This is a genomic window from Streptomyces sp. NPDC005181, from assembly GCF_040608395.1.
Lineage (GTDB): Bacteria > Actinomycetota > Actinomycetes > Streptomycetales > Streptomycetaceae > Streptomyces.
This window is the reverse complement of the sequence record NZ_JBEXID010000017.1, coordinates 1-15,241: the sequence shown is the minus strand read 5'-3', so window position 1 is coordinate 15,241 and position 15,241 is coordinate 1. Positions and strand designations below refer to the sequence as shown.

The following is a 15,241-nucleotide window of genomic DNA, read 5'->3' as shown; positions in this document are numbered from 1 at the left end:
GCGGCGCGCCGTACGGGTGATAGCAGACGGGGGATATATCTCTATTTAGTGCGCTCTGCCCGTGATGCCTCGCCCAGGCCCCGGACGCCCGCCCCGCGCGGGCGCGGGATGCCCACCGGGGCCGTATGACAGCGCTCATCGTCTGCCACTTCGTCCTTGCCGCGTGCGCGGCCCCGCTGGTGCGGCGCCTCGGCAGCCGCGCGTTCGTCGTGCTCGCGCTGCCGCCCACAGCCGCCACGGTGTGGGCGGCCACGCAGTGGAACACCGCGGCGTCCGGCGGATCCGTCACCCGGTCGTGGCGGTGGATGCCGGCGTACGACGTCTTCGTCGAACTGCGCCTCGACGCGCTCGCCGAACTCATGGTGCTGCTCGCCGCCGGAATCGGTGCGCTCGTCCTGCTGTACTGCGCCTCGTACTTCTCCGACGACGCCCCACGGTTGGCCGGCTTCGCCGGCAACCTGCTGGCCTTCGCGGGCGCCATGCTCGGCCTCGTCCTCGCGGACGACCTGATCACGCTCTATCTGTTCTGGGAACTGACCACGGTCTTCTCCTACCTGCTGATCGGATACAGCAGCGAGCAGAAGCACAGCCGCCGCTCCGCGCTCCAGGCGCTGACCGTGACCACGCTCGGCGGTCTCGCGATGCTCGTCGGCTTCCTGATCCTCGGTCAGGCGGCGGGCACGTACCGGATCTCCGCGCTCGTGACCGACCCGCCGGCCACGAGCCTCGCCGTCTCGGTGGCCGTGGTGCTGATCCTGTGCGGGGCGCTGTCGAAGTCGGCGATCTGGCCGTTCAGCCTCTGGCTGCCGAACGCCATGGCCGCCCCCACCCCCGTCAGTGCCTATCTGCACGCCGCGGCCATGGTCAAGGCCGGTGTCTACCTGGTGGCCCGCCTCGCTCCCGGCTTCGCCGACGTCCCCGTCTGGCGGCCTGTCGTCCTGGTCCTCGGCGGCGTGACCATGCTGCTCGGCGGCTGGCGGGCACTGCGGCTGAACGACCTCAAGCTCGTGCTCGCCTACGGCACCGTCAGCCAGCTCGGCTTCCTCACTCTCCTCGCCGGTATCGGCAACCGCGACGCCGCGCTCGCCGCCGCGGTCATGATCCTGAGCCACGCCCTGTTCAAGGCGCCGCTGTTCCTCGTCACCGGCATCGTCGACCATGCGGCGGGCACCCGCGATCTGCGCAGACTCTCCGGTGTCGGCCGGGCGCTGCCGTACGTCTGCGCGGTCGCCGTGCTTGCCGCCGCGTCCATGGCAGCACTGCCCCCGCTGCTCGGGTTCGTCGCGAAAGAGGCCGCGTTCGATGCGCTGCTGCACGGCGACGCCGTGGACCGCTGGGCGCTCGCTGTCACCGTGGCGGGCTCGGCGCTGACCGTCGCGTACACCGTACGGTTCGTCTGGGGCGCGTTCGGCCGTAAACCCGGGGTCGAAGACACCCCGGTGCACCGGGTCGGCTGGGCGTTCCTCGCCCCGCCCGCCCTGCTGGCGCTCTGCGGGCTGGTGCTCGGACCGGGCGTCGGCCGGGTCCACCGGCTGCTCAGCGCGTACGCCGACGAGTTCCCTGTACCCGCGCACCCGTACCACCTCGCGCTCTGGCACGGATTCGGCACCGCCTTGCTGCTCTCGGCCGTCGCCTTGGTCGGTGGTGCGGTGCTCTTCGCGGGGCGCACCACCGTGACCCGGCTCTCCCGGCGGATCGCCTGGCCTACCGCCGACCGGGTCTTCGGCCGTCTGCTGCTCGGCCTGGAGCGGACCTCGCTGGAGATCACCGGCTTCGTCCAGCGCGGCTCGCTCTCCGTCTACCTCTCCACCACCCTGCTCGTCATGCTCGCCGGACAGCTTGCCGTGCTCGCGGTGGACCGGCCGTGGCACGGAGCGCCGGCGCCGCGGCTCTGGGACGTTCCGCTGCAGGGCGCGGTGGCCGCGCTGACCTGCGCGGCCGCACTTCTCTGTCTCACCGTCAGCCGGCGGATGAAGGCGGTGGTCCTCGCGGGGCTGACGGGGTACGGGACCGCGCTGCTCTTCGTCGTCCAGGGCGGCCCCGATCTGGCGCTCACCCAGTTCTGCGTCGAGACGGTGTCGATGGTCGTGTTCGTGCTGGTGCTGCGGCGGATGCCGGTGCATTTCCAGGAGTCGGTCAGCACGTGGCGGCGTGCGGTACGCATTCCCGTGGCGCTGGCCGCGGCCGCCACCTTGAGCGTGGTGGTGTGGGTCGCGGCCGCCGCACGTACCGCCGACCCCGCCGGGGCGGCCATGGTCGAGGAGACCGCGCACCACGGGCTCAAGGACGTCGTCGCCACCATCCTGGTCGACCTGCGGGCCTGGGACACGATGGGGGAGTCCGCCGTGCTCGCCGCCGCGGCGATCGGCGTGACCAGCCTGATCTATCTGCACCGCCGCGCGGACGGGTCCGGGCTGCGCGAGGACGTACCCGGGCGTACCGCCTGGTCGCTGACGGCGACCGGGCTGACCGGCCTGCCGCACGGCGACGAAGGCGCGCCCGAGCGGAGCTGGCTCGCGGCCGGCGCCACGCTCGCCCCCGAGCACCGGTCGGTGGTCTTCGAGGTCGTGGCCCGGCTGCTGTTCCATCCGATCCTGGTGCTCTCCGTCTACTTGCTGTTCTGCGCCGAGAACATGCCGGGCGGCGGGTTCGTCGCCGGACTCGTCGCCGGTGTCGGGCTGATCACCCGCTATCTGGCAGGAGGCCGCTTCGAACTCGCCGAAGCCGCACCGCTGCAGCCCGGACTCTTCACCGGCCTCGGGCTGTTCCTCTCCACCGGAGTGGCGCTGCTCGGCCTCGCCGAGGGAACCGTCCTGCACGCCTGGACGTATCACGGCCGGCTGCCGGTGTTCGGCTCGTACCACCTGAGCACGGCGGTCCTCTTCGACTTCGGCGTGTACCTGCTGGTGCTGGGCGTGGTGCTGGACATCGTGCGCGCACTCGGAGCCAAGATCGACCGCCAGATCGAGCGGGCCGCGGCGGAGAAGGCGGCGGCGGAGAGGGCGGCGCCCCCGGCGGGATCGGGGCCCGGAGCCACGCCCGAGACGGACGCCGGACCGGGTACGGCGCCCGAGGGCGGAGGTGCCCCCGGATGACGGTCAGCGCTTCGCTTCTGGCCACGGCCGCCGTGCTCTGCGCCGTCGGCGGCGTCCTCATGCTCACCCGCCCCCTCACCCGCATCCTGCTCGGCGCGGTGATCGCGGGCAACGGCATCAACCTGCTCGTCCTGTCCGCCACCGGATCGGCGGGCAGGGCGCCCCTCCTGTACGGCGTTCCGCTGTGGCAGGTCACCGACCCGCTGCCGCAGGCCATTGCCCTGACCGCGATCGTCATCACCCTCGCCACCACGGCGTTCCTCTTGGCCATGGCCTACCGCAGTCACCAGCTGACCGGCACCGACGAGGTCCACGACGACCTGGAGGACCGGCGCATCGCACTGCGCGCCGAGGTGCTGGGGGAGCGGGACGAACTGCGCGAGCAGTACCGGTCCGAGTCCGAACGCACAGCGGAGGAACGCGCCCGGTACCGGGCGGAACGCAAGCGCCTCCGGGCCCGGCTCCGCGCCGACCGCGCCCTCCAGGCCCGCGGCCGGGACGCCACCGGGGACCTCTGGCACGACGTGCTGGGCGCCGACCCGCAGGACTACGCCGAAGCCCGTACCGAAACCCCTGCCGAGGACGCGAACCGAGGAGACACCGGGTGAATGCACTCGTCCCGCTGCCGGTGCTGCTGCCGCTCTGCGCCACCGGCGTGAGCCTCGCCTTCGGCACCCGCCTCAAACAGTTCCAGCGCATCATCAGCGTCGCCGTGCTCACCGCCGTGCTCGCGCTCTCCGTCGCCCTGATGATCGCCGCCAACTCCCGCGGCCCCCTCACCGTCCACCTCGGCGACTTCGCCCCTCCGCTCGGCATCACTCTGGTCGCCGACCGGCTGTCCGGGCTGATGCTGACCGTCTCCTCGGCCGTCACCCTCTGCGTGCTGGTCTACTCCCTCGGCCAGGGCATGGCCGACCGCGACGAAGAGACACCCGTGGCCGTCTTCCACCCCGCGTATCTGATCCTGGTCGCCGGAGTCTCCTGCACCTTCCTCGCCGGTGACCTCGTCAACCTCTACGTCGGCTTCGAGATCATGCTGGTGGCGAGCTTCGTGCTGCTCACCCTCGGCGGCACCGGCCCCCGGGTCCGGGCCGGCTCCACATACGTGATCATCTCGCTCTTCTCGTCGATGCTGTTCCTCACCGCCATCGCGATGACCTACGCGGCCACCGGCACCGCCAACTTCGCCCAGCTGGCCGGGCGGCTGGGCGGACTCCCGCTCGGCGTACAGACCCTGATCCAGGCCATGCTGCTGACCGTGTTCGCCATCAAGGCGGCCGTGTTCCCGCTCGCCGCCTGGCTCCCCGACTCGTACCCCACCGCACCCGCTCCCGTCACCGCCGTCTTCGCGGGCCTGCTCACCAAGGTCGGCGTCTACTGCATGCTCCGTACGGAGACCCTGCTCTTCCCCGGCAACCGGCTCGGCGACCTGCTGATGGCGGCCGCGCTCGCGTCGATGGTGATCGGCATCCTCGGAGCCGTCGCCCAGACCGACCTGAAGCGGCTGCTCTCCTTCATCCTCATCAGCCACATCGGCTACATGGTCTTCGGTATCGGTCTCGCCTCCCGCGAGGCGTACGGCGGCGCGATCGTCTACGTCGCCCACCACATCACCGTCCAGACGACGCTGTTTCTCGTCGCCGGACTGATCGAGCGCCGCACCGGCACCACCGAACTCACCCGGATCGGCGGACTCGCCAAAGGCGCCCCGGTGCTCGCCACCCTCTTCTTCGTGCCCGCCATGAATCTCGCCGGGATCCCGCCGCTGTCCGGCTTCATCGGCAAGCTCGGACTCATGCGGGCCGGTGTCGCCGACGGCGGCGTCTGGGCCTGGATCCTGGTCATCGGCTCGGTGGCGACCAGCCTGCTGACGCTGTACGTGATGGCCAAGGTCTGGAACCTGGCGTTCTGGCGGGCCGCACCACCCGGCCAGGCCGCCGACGGCACCGTCCTGGAGTCCGACGACGAGGACGGCAACGACGAGGACGCCGACGAGGGCCCGGACCGTATCCCCGGCACCGGCGACGAACCGGTCTTCCCCCGGCACCAGCCCGCCGGGCTCGCGGTCGCGGCCACCCTCCACGGCCATGCCGTCACCACCACGACGAAGCTGCCGACGCTCATGACCGCCGCCACCGCGGCAGCCGTCGCCCTCGGACTTTCCTTCACCGTGCTCGCCGGACCCCTGACCTCGTACACCGACCGCACAGCCGCCGAACTCCTCGCACGCTCCCCCTACATCGAGGCGGTGCTCGGCCGGTGAAACGCTGGATCACCCTGTCCCACCGGAACGCGGATCTGCCGCCCTTCAGCTGCGCATTCGCCGGCCGCCGACAGCGCGTCCTCGACCTTCCGCTGATCGCCTGGCTCACCGTCATCTGGGTGCTGCTCTGGTCCAGTCTGAGCTGGGCGAATGTGGTGACCGGCGTCGTCGTCGCGGTGGCGGTCTGTCTGGCCTTCCCGCTGCCCCGCGTCGATCTCGGGCTCCGGCTCCACCCGTGGGGCATCGTGGTGCTCGCCGGCTATCTGCTCTACGACATGTACACCTCTGGCGTGAAGGTCACCCGGCAGATCTTCGTCGACCATCCGCACCGGGCCGCCGTCATCGCCGTACCGCTGCGCTGCCGCTCCGACCTGATGCTCGCGGCGACCGCCGTCGCCGTGTCGAACGTGCCCGGCGGATCCGTCGTCGAGGTACGCCGCGCCACGGCCACGGTCTTCGTCCACGTCCTCGACGCGGACCGGCCCGCCGTGCTCGACGCGGCCCGGCGCTCCGTCTGGCGGCTGGAGGAGTTGACGGTACGGGCCTTCGGCACCCCCGACGAGATCGCCCGGGTGGCCGGACCACCACCGCCGACGCCATGGACGCACGGGGCGGGGGCGGGCTCATGAGCGTTCCGGAGACCGTCGACCGGGTGCTGCTCACCGCCGCCGTGGTGGTGCTCGTCCTTGCCGGAGTGGGACTGCTCGCCCGCATCTGGCGCGGCCCCTCGATGCTGGACCGGGCGATCTCGCTGGATGTGTGCGCCGCCCTCATCATTGCGGGCCTCGGCGCCAAGTCCGCCGTCGCACGCGACCCGTTCTATTTCCCGATCATGCTGGTGCTGGCCTTTCTCGGGTTCACCGGCTCGGTGGGCATCGCCCGCTTCATCGCCGTGCGCGACCGGCCGAGGAAAGCCGTACCCGACCGGCCGAAGACCGAGGAGAAACCGGAGTGAATGTCTTGCTCCAGATCGCCGACACGACCGGTGCGGTACTGGTCTTCATCGGCGCGGCCATCTGCCTGCTCGGGGTGATCGGCATGCTGCGGCTGCCAGACGTCCTGTCGCGCAGCCACGCCGCGACAAAACCGCAGAGCCTCGGCCTGCTGCTGGTCCTCGCCGGAGTCGCGCTGCGGTTGCGCAGCGGCATGGACCTCGCCACGCTCGCGCTGATCGGGTTCTTCCAGCTGATGACCGGACCGGTCGCCGCGCACCTGGTCGCGCGATCGGCGTACCGGACCGGCCAGATCGACCACGGCGAGCTGCTCTTCGACGAACTGGACGCCCAGCTGACCGAAGAACACTGACCCGGGAGAGCCGACAGCGGCCGGACCGACCGACAGGGCAGGCCGGACACCCACAGGTGTAAGCAGGAGATATGCGCGTCCGGCACAGTGTCAGCCGTCTCACCACTTCGTGGCGCCCGAACCACGGACTGCTCATCGTGCCGCTCGCGATCATCGCGACGACCGCGCTGATCGACATCAACGCCCCGGAGACCATCCACCTGGGTCCGTTCCTCATCGCGGCGCCCGCGCTCACCGCCGCGTTCGCCGGCCCCGGACCGACGGCCGTCGTCGGGGCGCTGGCCGTCGTGGCCCAGATCGTCATCGCCGCATTCCACGGCGGCGTCACCACACCGAACCACGAGGCGCAGATCGCAGCCGTCCTCGTGATCTCCGTGTTCCTCGTGCTGTTCCGCCGGTTGCTCGACCGTTACGAGCGACAACTGGGCCGGGTGCGTTCGGTGGCCGTCGTCGCGCAGCAGGGCCTGCTCCGCCCGTTGCCCCGCCGGATCGGACCGCTCAGCATCGCGTCCGTGTACATCGCGGCCGAGTCGGGGGCCCAGATCGGCGGAGACCTGTACGCGGTGGTACCCGCCCCGGGCGTGACCCGCATGGTGGTCGGCGACGTCCGAGGCAGCGGCCTCCCCGCCTTCGGGGACGCCGCGGTGGTGCTGGGGGCGTTCCGCGGGTCGGCGTACCGGAACCTGTCGCTGCCCGGTGTCGTGTCACACATTGCCAATGCCTCGTACTGGAACATGGCGCAGCTCGCCGAGGCCGAACCGAACTACAACGAGTCGTTCGTGACCGCGCTGGTGCTCGACGTCCGCGACGACGACCACAGCGTTCAGCTGGTGAACTGCGGGCACCCCCCGCCGATGGTCCTGCGCGCCGGGCACGTACGGACACTGGACGTCAGTGAGCCTGCACTCCCGCTGGGGCTCGGCGCCCCCTCGGAGAGCGAGTACCAGGTCGAGACATTCGACTTCGAACCCGGCGACATCCTGCTCCTCTACACCGACGGAGTCATCGAGGCACGCGACCGCAGGGGCAGCTTCTACCCCCTCGCCGACCGGCTCGCCGCCTGGACGGGGAGCGGCCCCGAGTCCCTCGTACGCCACCTGCACGACGACCTGTTGCGCCACGCCGGCGGGTGCCTGGGCGACGACGCCGTCATGATCGCGGTCACGAAGACGTCCGGCGCCGTCAGGGGAGCCGCTGCGAGTAGGTGATCCGCTCCAGGCGGTAGTAGTCGGCGACACACGTGGCCGGCCAGACCCTCCGCCCGTGCTTCCGGAACGGTTCCACCATTCCGGCGACCGACACAGGCGTGTACGGGAGAACCCGGCCACCGGCCGCCGCACGGGCCCGCATCCACTGGTCCTGCCGGTCCCACTTCACAGCCCGAACGTGCATGTCCGCTTCGAGCCGCCACAGCGGGACGGCAAGTGCGAGGCACACGGCGACGCACACCGCCGCACCGGCCGCCTGCACCGCACCGGTGTGCCGTGCCCGCAGCCCCAGGGCAAGTCCCAGCAGCACACCGACACCGACGAGCACCGCGACGTACAGCAGGAGGTAGTCGTTCCAGATCCGCGAAGAGGTGGCCACGCTCTCCGCGAAGACGGGATAGGCGACGACCGTGCAGAGGTATCCGGAGAGCAGAAACGCGAGAACAGCCACGCAGGCCATCAGCCGCCAGCGCACCGGCAGGACCGCACGCCGCCCGCCCGGCCCCCTGATCAGCAGCCCCAGCAGGACCCCGGCCGCGACCGCGCCCAGGTAGGCCCACGTGGTGAGGAGCGTCCCCAGAATGTGCCCGAAGCCACGCAGGGACCCGAGGAGCGAGTCGGGCGCGAGGAAGGACACCCCGTCCGTGCCGAATCGCCCCCGCCGGATCCGGGCACCCGGCGACGTGTAGAGCACGAGCGTCCCGATCCCGGTCCCCGCCATGCCTGTCAGGCACCAGCCCCGTACGCAGCCACGACGTTGCCCGGCGAGGAGCAGCAGAACGGCCGACAGGACGACGAGCACGACGACGGACGCCTGCTCCGAGAGCGTCCCGATGCAGAGACCGGCCACGAAAACCGCGATCAGCGCCCAGCGCCTCCCTCGGCGCGACCGGGCCCGGAGCAGCGGCACCGCCGCGGCACAGGCGAGCACCGGCGCCATGGTGTGCGAGACGGACGAGGCGGGCCAGTAGAACGTCTTGTACGTATTGGGCGTCGCGAACAGAAAGACGGCCGTCACCATCGACGCCACGAGCAACGGGACTCCGCGCGGCGCCGTGAGACCGGCCCTGCGCAGCGCCGATACGGTCACCGCCCACAGGATGCCCAGCATGACGCCCCCGCTGACCAGCCCGAACCACTGGTGCCCCGCGACACCGAACCTCGCGTACGCCCAGACGAGCACGGCATTCGCGATCCGCCCGTTGTCCCCGAGATAGAACTTGCCGACCATCCCGGAGAGTCCTTCGTCGCGCACGACGGGCAGAAAACACCACTCGTCCCCCCCGGGCCGGACCCACCGCCCGAACCACGCCGCCGCACCGAGGAGCCCGAGCGGCAGAAGACAGAGCGCCGCCGGCCAGAGAGCGGTCCACGGCCGCAGGGATCCCGCGCGCTTCGCCGCACCGAGCGCCGGCTGCCCGCTGTCGCGCGACTGCAGTCCGGCCGGACTCGGGCCGACGGCTGTCATCGCGCTGCTTCTCCTGCCGTGATCATTACCGCTATCTGATACGGCGAGGCGGGCTGCCCGGGCCCCGTACACGCAATTCGGGCGCACGCTTCATGCGAATGGCGGACGAATGAAATGGGCCGCATTCCCGGTCTGCCGGGCAAGCCGATCCACCTCGGTCCCGGCGGTGGCCGCGGAACCGTGACGGGACCGACCTGGCGTGCCTTACGCCCCGTCCGCGGGGTCCGCCGATCGCTTCGCATAGCGGTTGCGCATGGCATCGCTGGCCGCGGGACCCGCTGTGAACACGTACGCGGCGCTGTCGTCGAGCCGGCGGCCGCTCCTGGCGTCGACGACCACGGGCTCGACCTGCTCGCCGCTGTTCGCGTCGACAAGGATCATGCTGCGCTCCTCCGGCGCGAGGCGGGAGTTCCCCCACGCGGCCAGGGCCACAATCACCGGGCGCAGAGAGCGTCCCAGCTCGGTCAGCACGTACTCGTGACGGACGGGGTTGGTCATGTACGGCAGGCGCTCCAGCAGCCCGTCCGCGACGAGACTCTTGAGGCGTGTGGTGAGCATGCTGGAGGAGATGCCCAGGTTCTCCTGGAACTGGTCGAAGCGGGTGTAGCCGTCGAAGGCGTCATGGAGGATCAGCAGCGTCCACCATTCGCCGACGTGTTCCACCGTCGTGGACAGCGGGCACTCCCGGTCCTCCAGCCTGATCCGGCTTGCCACGGCGACCATCCTCTCAGTTCCTGCTAAAATCGAAGTTACTAGCTTCCATTTTAGCAGCGACGGGAGCCGGCGGTGGCACCACTCCCACCGTCCGAAACCGTCACCACCTGGAGAACTGTCACGCAGGACCAGCCCCGCACCATCGCCCTGGATGCACTTCCCGGGACGATCACTCGCTACCTGAAGGCCCATGGTGCCCACGACACCGCCACCGCAGTCACCGCGTTCGCCGACGACGCCACAGTGATCGACGACGGCAACACCTACGAGGGCACCGCAGAGATCGAGCGGTGGCTGAGCCGATCCGCCACCGAGTTCACGTACACCACCGAACTCACCGGCGCTCAGCAGACCGACGCGACCCGTTACGTCGCCACGCACCACCTGGAAGGCAACTTCCCTGGCGGCACCGTCGATCTGCGCTATCAGTTCACACTCCGCAACGACCTCATCGAGCGCCTCGTCATCGAACCCTGACTCCGCTCCCGCGCCCCTGTCATCACCTACGCGTTCCGGGTCCCCGCCGGCGAGGCCTCACAGCAGGGCTTCGATGGTGATGGGCAGCTCGCGGATGCGGCGTCCGGTGGCGTGGTGGATCGCGTTGGCGATCGCTGCGGCAGCGCCGACCTGCCCGACCTCCCCGACGCCCTTGACGCCGAGCGGGTTGACGATCTTGTCTTCCACCTCGACGATCTCGACCTCGACGTCGGGGGCGTCGGCGTTGACCGGGACGAGGTAGTCGCCCAGGCCGGAGGCGACCCAGCGGCCACGGCCCGGGTCCATGTAGTTCGCTTCGAGGAGGGCCTGGCCCAGTCCCCAGAGCATCCCGCCCATGAGCTGGCTGCGGGCTGTCTTGGGATTGAGTACCCGGCCGGGGGCGAAGGCACCGACCATCCGCCGGACCCGGACGAGCGCGAGGTCGGGGTCGACGGCAACCTCGGCGAACTGGGCGCCGAAGGTCATCATCCCGTAGTTGTTGGTCCGGGGCCCGGGAGACCAGGCGCCGGCGGCTTCGACGTCGGGAAGGAAGTTTCGGTGGAGCAGATCTCCGTAGCTCTCCCCGGTCTCCGGCCGGTCGCGCAGCATCATGCGGCCGGCCTGCACGATGACGGTGCCGGGATCGGCGCCGTGCAGCGGTGACTGTGTATCGGCGACGGCCTGGGCCACGAGCTGGTTGCGCAGGTTGGTTGCCGCGGTGTGGACCGCGGCGCTGATCATGCCGGATCCCGAGGAGCCGACCGCGGCCGCGATGGTGGGCAGTGTGGTGTCACCGCCCTCGAAGCGGCAGCGCTCCATCGGGATGCCGAGGGCGTCGGCGGCGACTTGGGTCATCACTGTGGCGACCCCGGTGCCGAAGTCGGGCGTGGCGGCCTGCACCACGGCCGTGCCGTCGGAGTAGAGCCGGGCGCGGGCACGTTGCGGGTTGGTCGGCCCGTAGACGGGATATCCGGCCGTGGCCATGCCGTAGCCGATGAGCAGGTGGCCGTCACGATGCGAGCGGGGTTCGGGGTTGCGCCGCTCCCAGCCGAAGCGCTCGGCCCCGCGCTCGTAACACTCCTTGAGACCGCTGCTCGACCAGGGGTTGCCGGTGTTGGGGTCCGTATCGGTGTAGTTGCGCAGGCGTAGTTCGATGGGGTCGATGCCCAGTTGGTGGGCGAGGTCGTCCATCGTGCTCTCCAGCGCGAACATGCCCGTGGCCTCGCCGGGGGCCCGCATGAAGGTGGGCGTCATGGTGTTGGCGCGGATCAGCCGGTAGACGCCTTCGTAGTTCGAGCAGGCGTAGATCCGGGAGGCGACCCCGAGGGAGGGTTCGGCCCAGTCGTCGAAATGCGAGGTGGGCGAGAGCTTGTGGTGCCGCAGCGCGGTGATGCGTCCCTCCCTGCTCGCCCCCAGGGTGAGGCGCTGCTCCTGTTCCTCCCTGTGACCGACCGAGGTGAACATCTGCGCACGGGTCAAGTTGAGCTTGACCGGGCGTCCGACGTGGCGGGCGGCGAGCGCGGCCAGAGCGGGGTGCGCCCAGATCATGGCCTTGCAACCGAAGCTGCCGCCGACGTAGTGGGAGATGACGCGGACGTTCGAGGGGGTCAGGCCGAGCAGTGCGGCGACGGTGAGCTGGGTGGTGGCAACACCCTGCGTGGCGTCGTAGAGAGTGAGCCGGTCGCCGTCCCAGGCCGCAGTGGTGGCCGAGGGCTCGATGGGGTTGTGGTTGTTCGCGGCGTAGGTGAAGGTCGCGTCGATGCGCACATCGGCCTGGGCCAGCCCGGTCTCCACGTCGCCGCGTTGGTTCCGGCCCGGGATGAAGCCTGCGAAGATCGCCTCGGGCTCGTAGGCCTTGTCACGTGCCAGTTCCAGCCTTGTGACCGACGGCGTCTCCTCGTAACCGATGCGGATCAGCGCGCCTGCGTGCTGCGCGCGCTCCAGGGTGTCGGCGACCACGACGGCAACGGGCTGGCCCGTGTAGTGCACGACCTCGTCCTGCAGGGGGAAGAAGGTCTGCCCCGGGGCAGACATGCCCGCGAGCGAGGGAAGCAGCGGCGGCTGCGTGGCAACCTTGGGCAGATTCTCATGCGTGAGGATCGCGAGGACGCCCCTGGCTTCCAGCGCCTCGGAGGTGTCGATGTGCGTGATCCGCCCGCTGGGCACCCGCGCGCCGACCACGACGGCATAAGCCATGTTGTCGAGGAGGAAGTCCGCTGAGTAGTGCGCACCGCCGGTGACCTTGTGGCGGCCGTCGACCCGGTTGACGGGCTGTCCGATCGCGAGGGGCGTGCTCATGACGGACTCCCGGTGCCGGTGAGGGTCTCCAGGACGCGGACCATGGTCCGCTGGGCCAGCTCGACCTTGAACTCATTGAGCGGGGTGGTGCGGGCCGAGGCGAACTCCTCGCGGGCCGCCCGCTCGAACGTCTCGCGACGGGCCGGCGCTCCGCGCAGCAACTCCTCCGCACGGCGGGCCCGCCAGGGCTTGGTGGCAACGCCGCCGAGGGCCAGCCGCACCTCGCCGATGACACCGTCCGCCGCAGTCACCGCGGCGGCCACGGAGGCCAGGGCGAACTCGTACGACTCGCGATCACGGACCTTCAGGTACAGGGAGCTACGGGCCGCGGGCAGGCCCGGCACCTCGATACCCACGACCAGCTCACCGTGTTCGAGCGGGTGCTCCAGGTGCGGAGTCTCGCCCGGCGACAGGAAGAAGTCGTCGATCGGGTGGACCTGACGGCCGCGGGGACCCTCGGTGTGAATACGGGCATCCAGCGCCATCAGCGGCACGGCGACGTCCGACGGATGGGTGGCGATGCACTGATCGCTGACACCGAGGACGGCATGACCGCGGTTGAAGCCGTCCAGGGCGCTGCAGCCACTCCCCGGATCACGCTTGTTGCACGGCGACATCGCGTCGCGGAAGTAGCCGCAGCGCACCCGCTGCATCATGTTGCCCCCCATGCTGGCCATGTGACGCAGCTGCGCGGAGGCACCCAGGACCAGTGCCTGGGCCACCATGGGGAACCGCTCGCGCACCGCGGGGACATCGGCCACGTCGCTCATGCGCGCCAGGGCGCCGATGTACAGGCCGCCGTCGGGCCGCTCCTCGATCTGGGTGAGGGGAAGATCGTTGATGTCCACGAGCCGGCGCGGCAGCATGACGTTCTGGCGCAGCAGGTCCACTTCGGTCGTCCCGCCGGCCAGGAAGTCGCTGGTGGGGTCTGCGGCAACAGTGGCGACGGCGTCGACAACGGTACTGGCGCGGGAGTAGCTGATGGGCCGCACGAGAGATCTCCCTAGGCTTGGTCACGGACTGCACGAACGGCGGCTCGGATGTTCGGGTAAGCAGCGCAGCGACAGATGTTGCCGCTCATCCACTCCCGGATCTCGGCATCGTCGGAGGCATGGCCCTCTTTGAGCAGTGCCACCGCGGACATGATCTGGCCGGGCGTGCAGTAGCCGCACTGAAAGGCGTCCTGCTCAATGAACGCGCTCTGCATGGCGTCGAGTTCGTCGCCTTTTGCGAGGCCTTCGATAGTCGTCACCTCGCGCCCCTCGCAGGCGATCGCCAGCGTCAGACAGGCCAGCACCCGACGCCCGTCGACCCACACCGTGCACGCGCCGCAGGTGCCCTCGTCGCATCCCTTCTTCGCGCCCGTCTTGTGCAGCCGTTCGCGCAGCGCGTCCAGCAGGCTGACCCGCGGCTCGATTTCCATCGCGTGCTCGGCACCATTGACCGACAGCGCGACCCTCACCGGGCCGGGGCCGCGTTCCGGCAGGATGGGGGCCTCGGCAACCCGGGACGGGATATGCGGTGCAGCCACTGGCGGACCTCCTTGGTTTCCCGATTCATCCTGTTTCATCTCAAACAGGGCTGCCACTCGGGCTGGCCGGCGGCCACCGGGGGCTCAAGTCAGCCAAAAGGGCAATGAGCCCGTTTGGGCTGGCTGAGCGAGCAGCAGCCGTACACCAGCTTCCGCTCCGGCAAGGCCGACAGCCCCGGGTACACGGCGGAGCAGGCCGCGACGGTCGCCGACTTCCGGGAGAGGATGCGCCGGCTGAGCGTCCAGGTGGCGACCCACCGGTACTGTCACGCTCCGGCTCGTCCGGCTGCCGTAGCGGATCGTGATTCGGGGGAGGGTCCTCCGAAGTCGTTATTGGTCCCGCTCAGCCCACCTTTATCGAGGTGGGCAGCGTGCTGGGCACGACGGGCTTGTTCTGGCAGCCGAGCGTGTTCGTCATGACGCGCGCCGAGTGCAGGAGGAGCGCGAGATGGTCTCGAAGGTTCACGCTGTCGGTGAGCGTGTCGGTCAGCTCGCCCGTCAGGGGGACTTCCCGCTCCTGCCCTGCCGGGGTGCCCGGTATCTTGCACTGCACGTAGACCTGGTATCTGGCTTCCCTGTACCTATCGACCCCGTGGACGAGCTTCACGTCCGAATTGACCTGCGTCAGGTCAGGGCTTGATCAAGTTCCGTAGGTGTCCGGATCGTTGGTGATGCCCAGGATGGGGAGTGCTCGTTGGGGCTCGTCGCGGATCGCCCGGGTCGTCTTGGCGATGTTGTCGGCTCCGAGGGTTTTCAGCGCGCCGATGGCGAGGTTGCGGAGGGTCGCCATGGCCCGTGGTGCGGTCCCGCTGTGGACGGTGGAGGCGTCCTCGGCGAAGGTGACATCCCTGATGTGGTGCGAGGAGTTCTCCACCGCCCAGT

14 protein-coding genes and 1 pseudogene are annotated in these 15,241 nt (G+C 70.1%); 8 read left to right on the top strand and 7 right to left on the bottom strand.

The window, feature by feature from the left end; translation table 11 throughout:
* Positions 1-125: 125 nt before the first annotated feature.
* From ABZV38_RS14100 to ABZV38_RS14070, 7 genes are all read left to right on the top strand, one after another.
* Positions 126-3,095 carry a Na+/H+ antiporter subunit A gene (locus tag ABZV38_RS14100; protein WP_356327063.1) on the top strand — a complete coding sequence of 990 codons (2,970 nt, stop codon included), beginning with the start codon at positions 126-128 and terminating at the stop codon, positions 3,093-3,095.
* The gene (locus ABZV38_RS14095; RefSeq protein WP_356327062.1) at positions 3,092-3,703 is read left to right on the top strand and encodes a Na(+)/H(+) antiporter subunit C; all 612 of its coding nucleotides are present in this window, start codon (positions 3,092-3,094) and stop codon (positions 3,701-3,703) included. The genes ABZV38_RS14100 and ABZV38_RS14095 overlap by 4 nt, the downstream gene beginning before the upstream one ends.
* Positions 3,700-5,358 (top strand): Na+/H+ antiporter subunit D, encoded by a 1,659-nt coding sequence (locus tag ABZV38_RS14090; protein WP_356327061.1) that lies wholly within the window; start codon positions 3,700-3,702, stop codon positions 5,356-5,358. Before ABZV38_RS14095 ends, ABZV38_RS14090 begins: the two co-directional genes overlap by 4 nt.
* Positions 5,355-5,987, top strand: coding sequence for a Na+/H+ antiporter subunit E (locus ABZV38_RS14085; protein WP_356327059.1), 633 nt, complete (start codon positions 5,355-5,357; stop codon positions 5,985-5,987). Before ABZV38_RS14090 ends, ABZV38_RS14085 begins: the two co-directional genes overlap by 4 nt.
* Positions 5,984-6,313, top strand: a complete 330-nt coding sequence (locus tag ABZV38_RS14080) for an MrpF/PhaF family protein (RefSeq protein ID WP_356327058.1) — start codon at positions 5,984-5,986, stop codon at positions 6,311-6,313. Before ABZV38_RS14085 ends, ABZV38_RS14080 begins: the two co-directional genes overlap by 4 nt.
* Positions 6,310-6,663, top strand: coding sequence for a monovalent cation/H(+) antiporter subunit G (gene mnhG, locus ABZV38_RS14075; protein WP_356327057.1), 354 nt, complete (start codon positions 6,310-6,312; stop codon positions 6,661-6,663). Before ABZV38_RS14080 ends, mnhG begins: the two co-directional genes overlap by 4 nt.
* A 71-nt stretch (positions 6,664-6,734) precedes the next feature.
* Complete coding sequence (locus tag ABZV38_RS14070) at positions 6,735-7,871, top strand: PP2C family protein-serine/threonine phosphatase (RefSeq protein WP_356327056.1); 1,137 nt, start codon at positions 6,735-6,737, stop codon at positions 7,869-7,871.
* Here ABZV38_RS14070 and ABZV38_RS14065 read toward each other — a convergent pair.
* Both ABZV38_RS14065 and ABZV38_RS14060 read right to left on the bottom strand, forming a co-directional pair.
* A complete protein-coding gene (locus ABZV38_RS14065; protein ID WP_356327055.1) occupies positions 7,846-9,339 on the bottom strand; it encodes a DUF6056 family protein in 1,494 nt (497 codons plus the stop codon). The genes ABZV38_RS14070 and ABZV38_RS14065 overlap by 26 nt on opposite strands.
* 204 nt (positions 9,340-9,543) lie before the next feature.
* A complete protein-coding gene (locus ABZV38_RS14060; protein WP_356327054.1) occupies positions 9,544-10,062 on the bottom strand; it encodes a helix-turn-helix domain-containing protein in 519 nt (172 codons plus the stop codon).
* A 63-nt stretch (positions 10,063-10,125) separates the two neighbouring features.
* On the opposite strand from ABZV38_RS14060, the gene ABZV38_RS14055 reads away from it, so the two are divergent.
* Positions 10,126-10,530: a nuclear transport factor 2 family protein gene (locus ABZV38_RS14055; protein ID WP_356327053.1), complete on the top strand. Its 405-nt coding sequence runs from the start codon at positions 10,126-10,128 to the stop codon at positions 10,528-10,530.
* Positions 10,531-10,587: 57 nt separating this feature from the next.
* On the opposite strand, the gene ABZV38_RS14050 is transcribed toward ABZV38_RS14055, so the two are convergent.
* The 5 genes and pseudogenes from ABZV38_RS14050 to ABZV38_RS14030 form a co-directional block, all read right to left on the bottom strand.
* Positions 10,588-12,828, bottom strand: coding sequence for a xanthine dehydrogenase family protein molybdopterin-binding subunit (locus ABZV38_RS14050; RefSeq protein ID WP_356327052.1), 2,241 nt, complete (start codon positions 12,826-12,828; stop codon positions 10,588-10,590).
* Positions 12,825-13,820, bottom strand: coding sequence for a xanthine dehydrogenase family protein subunit M (locus ABZV38_RS14045; RefSeq protein ID WP_356327051.1), 996 nt, complete (start codon positions 13,818-13,820; stop codon positions 12,825-12,827). Before ABZV38_RS14045 ends, ABZV38_RS14050 begins: the two co-directional genes overlap by 4 nt.
* Before the next feature lie 11 nt (positions 13,821-13,831).
* Positions 13,832-14,344 carry a (2Fe-2S)-binding protein gene (locus ABZV38_RS14040; RefSeq protein ID WP_356327149.1) on the bottom strand — a complete coding sequence of 171 codons (513 nt, stop codon included), beginning with the start codon at positions 14,342-14,344 and terminating at the stop codon, positions 13,832-13,834.
* Positions 14,345-14,702: 358 nt separating this feature from the next.
* A complete protein-coding gene (locus ABZV38_RS14035; protein WP_356327050.1) occupies positions 14,703-14,966 on the bottom strand; it encodes a hypothetical protein in 264 nt (87 codons plus the stop codon).
* Positions 14,967-14,999: 33 nt separating this feature from the next.
* Positions 15,000-15,241: pseudogene (locus ABZV38_RS14030) on the bottom strand (ISAs1 family transposase); the annotation flags it as partial.

What these genes read in the sequence shown, in the direction of transcription:
- ABZV38_RS14100 (WP_356327063.1), top strand. Translation starts at nt 126, where the DNA reads ATGACAGCGCTCATCGTCTGCCACTTCGTCCTTGCCGCGTGCGCGGCC.
- ABZV38_RS14095 (WP_356327062.1), top strand. Translation starts at nt 3,092, where the DNA reads ATGACGGTCAGCGCTTCGCTTCTGGCCACGGCCGCCGTGCTCTGCGCC.
- ABZV38_RS14080 (WP_356327058.1), top strand. Translation starts at nt 5,984, where the DNA reads ATGAGCGTTCCGGAGACCGTCGACCGGGTGCTGCTCACCGCCGCCGTG.
- ABZV38_RS14070 (WP_356327056.1), top strand. Translation starts at nt 6,735, where the DNA reads ATGCGCGTCCGGCACAGTGTCAGCCGTCTCACCACTTCGTGGCGCCCG.
- ABZV38_RS14065 (WP_356327055.1), bottom strand. Translation starts at nt 9,339, where the DNA reads ATGACAGCCGTCGGCCCGAGTCCGGCCGGACTGCAGTCGCGCGACAGC.
- ABZV38_RS14060 (WP_356327054.1), bottom strand. Translation starts at nt 10,062, where the DNA reads ATGGTCGCCGTGGCAAGCCGGATCAGGCTGGAGGACCGGGAGTGCCCG.
- ABZV38_RS14050 (WP_356327052.1), bottom strand. Translation starts at nt 12,828, where the DNA reads ATGAGCACGCCCCTCGCGATCGGACAGCCCGTCAACCGGGTCGACGGC.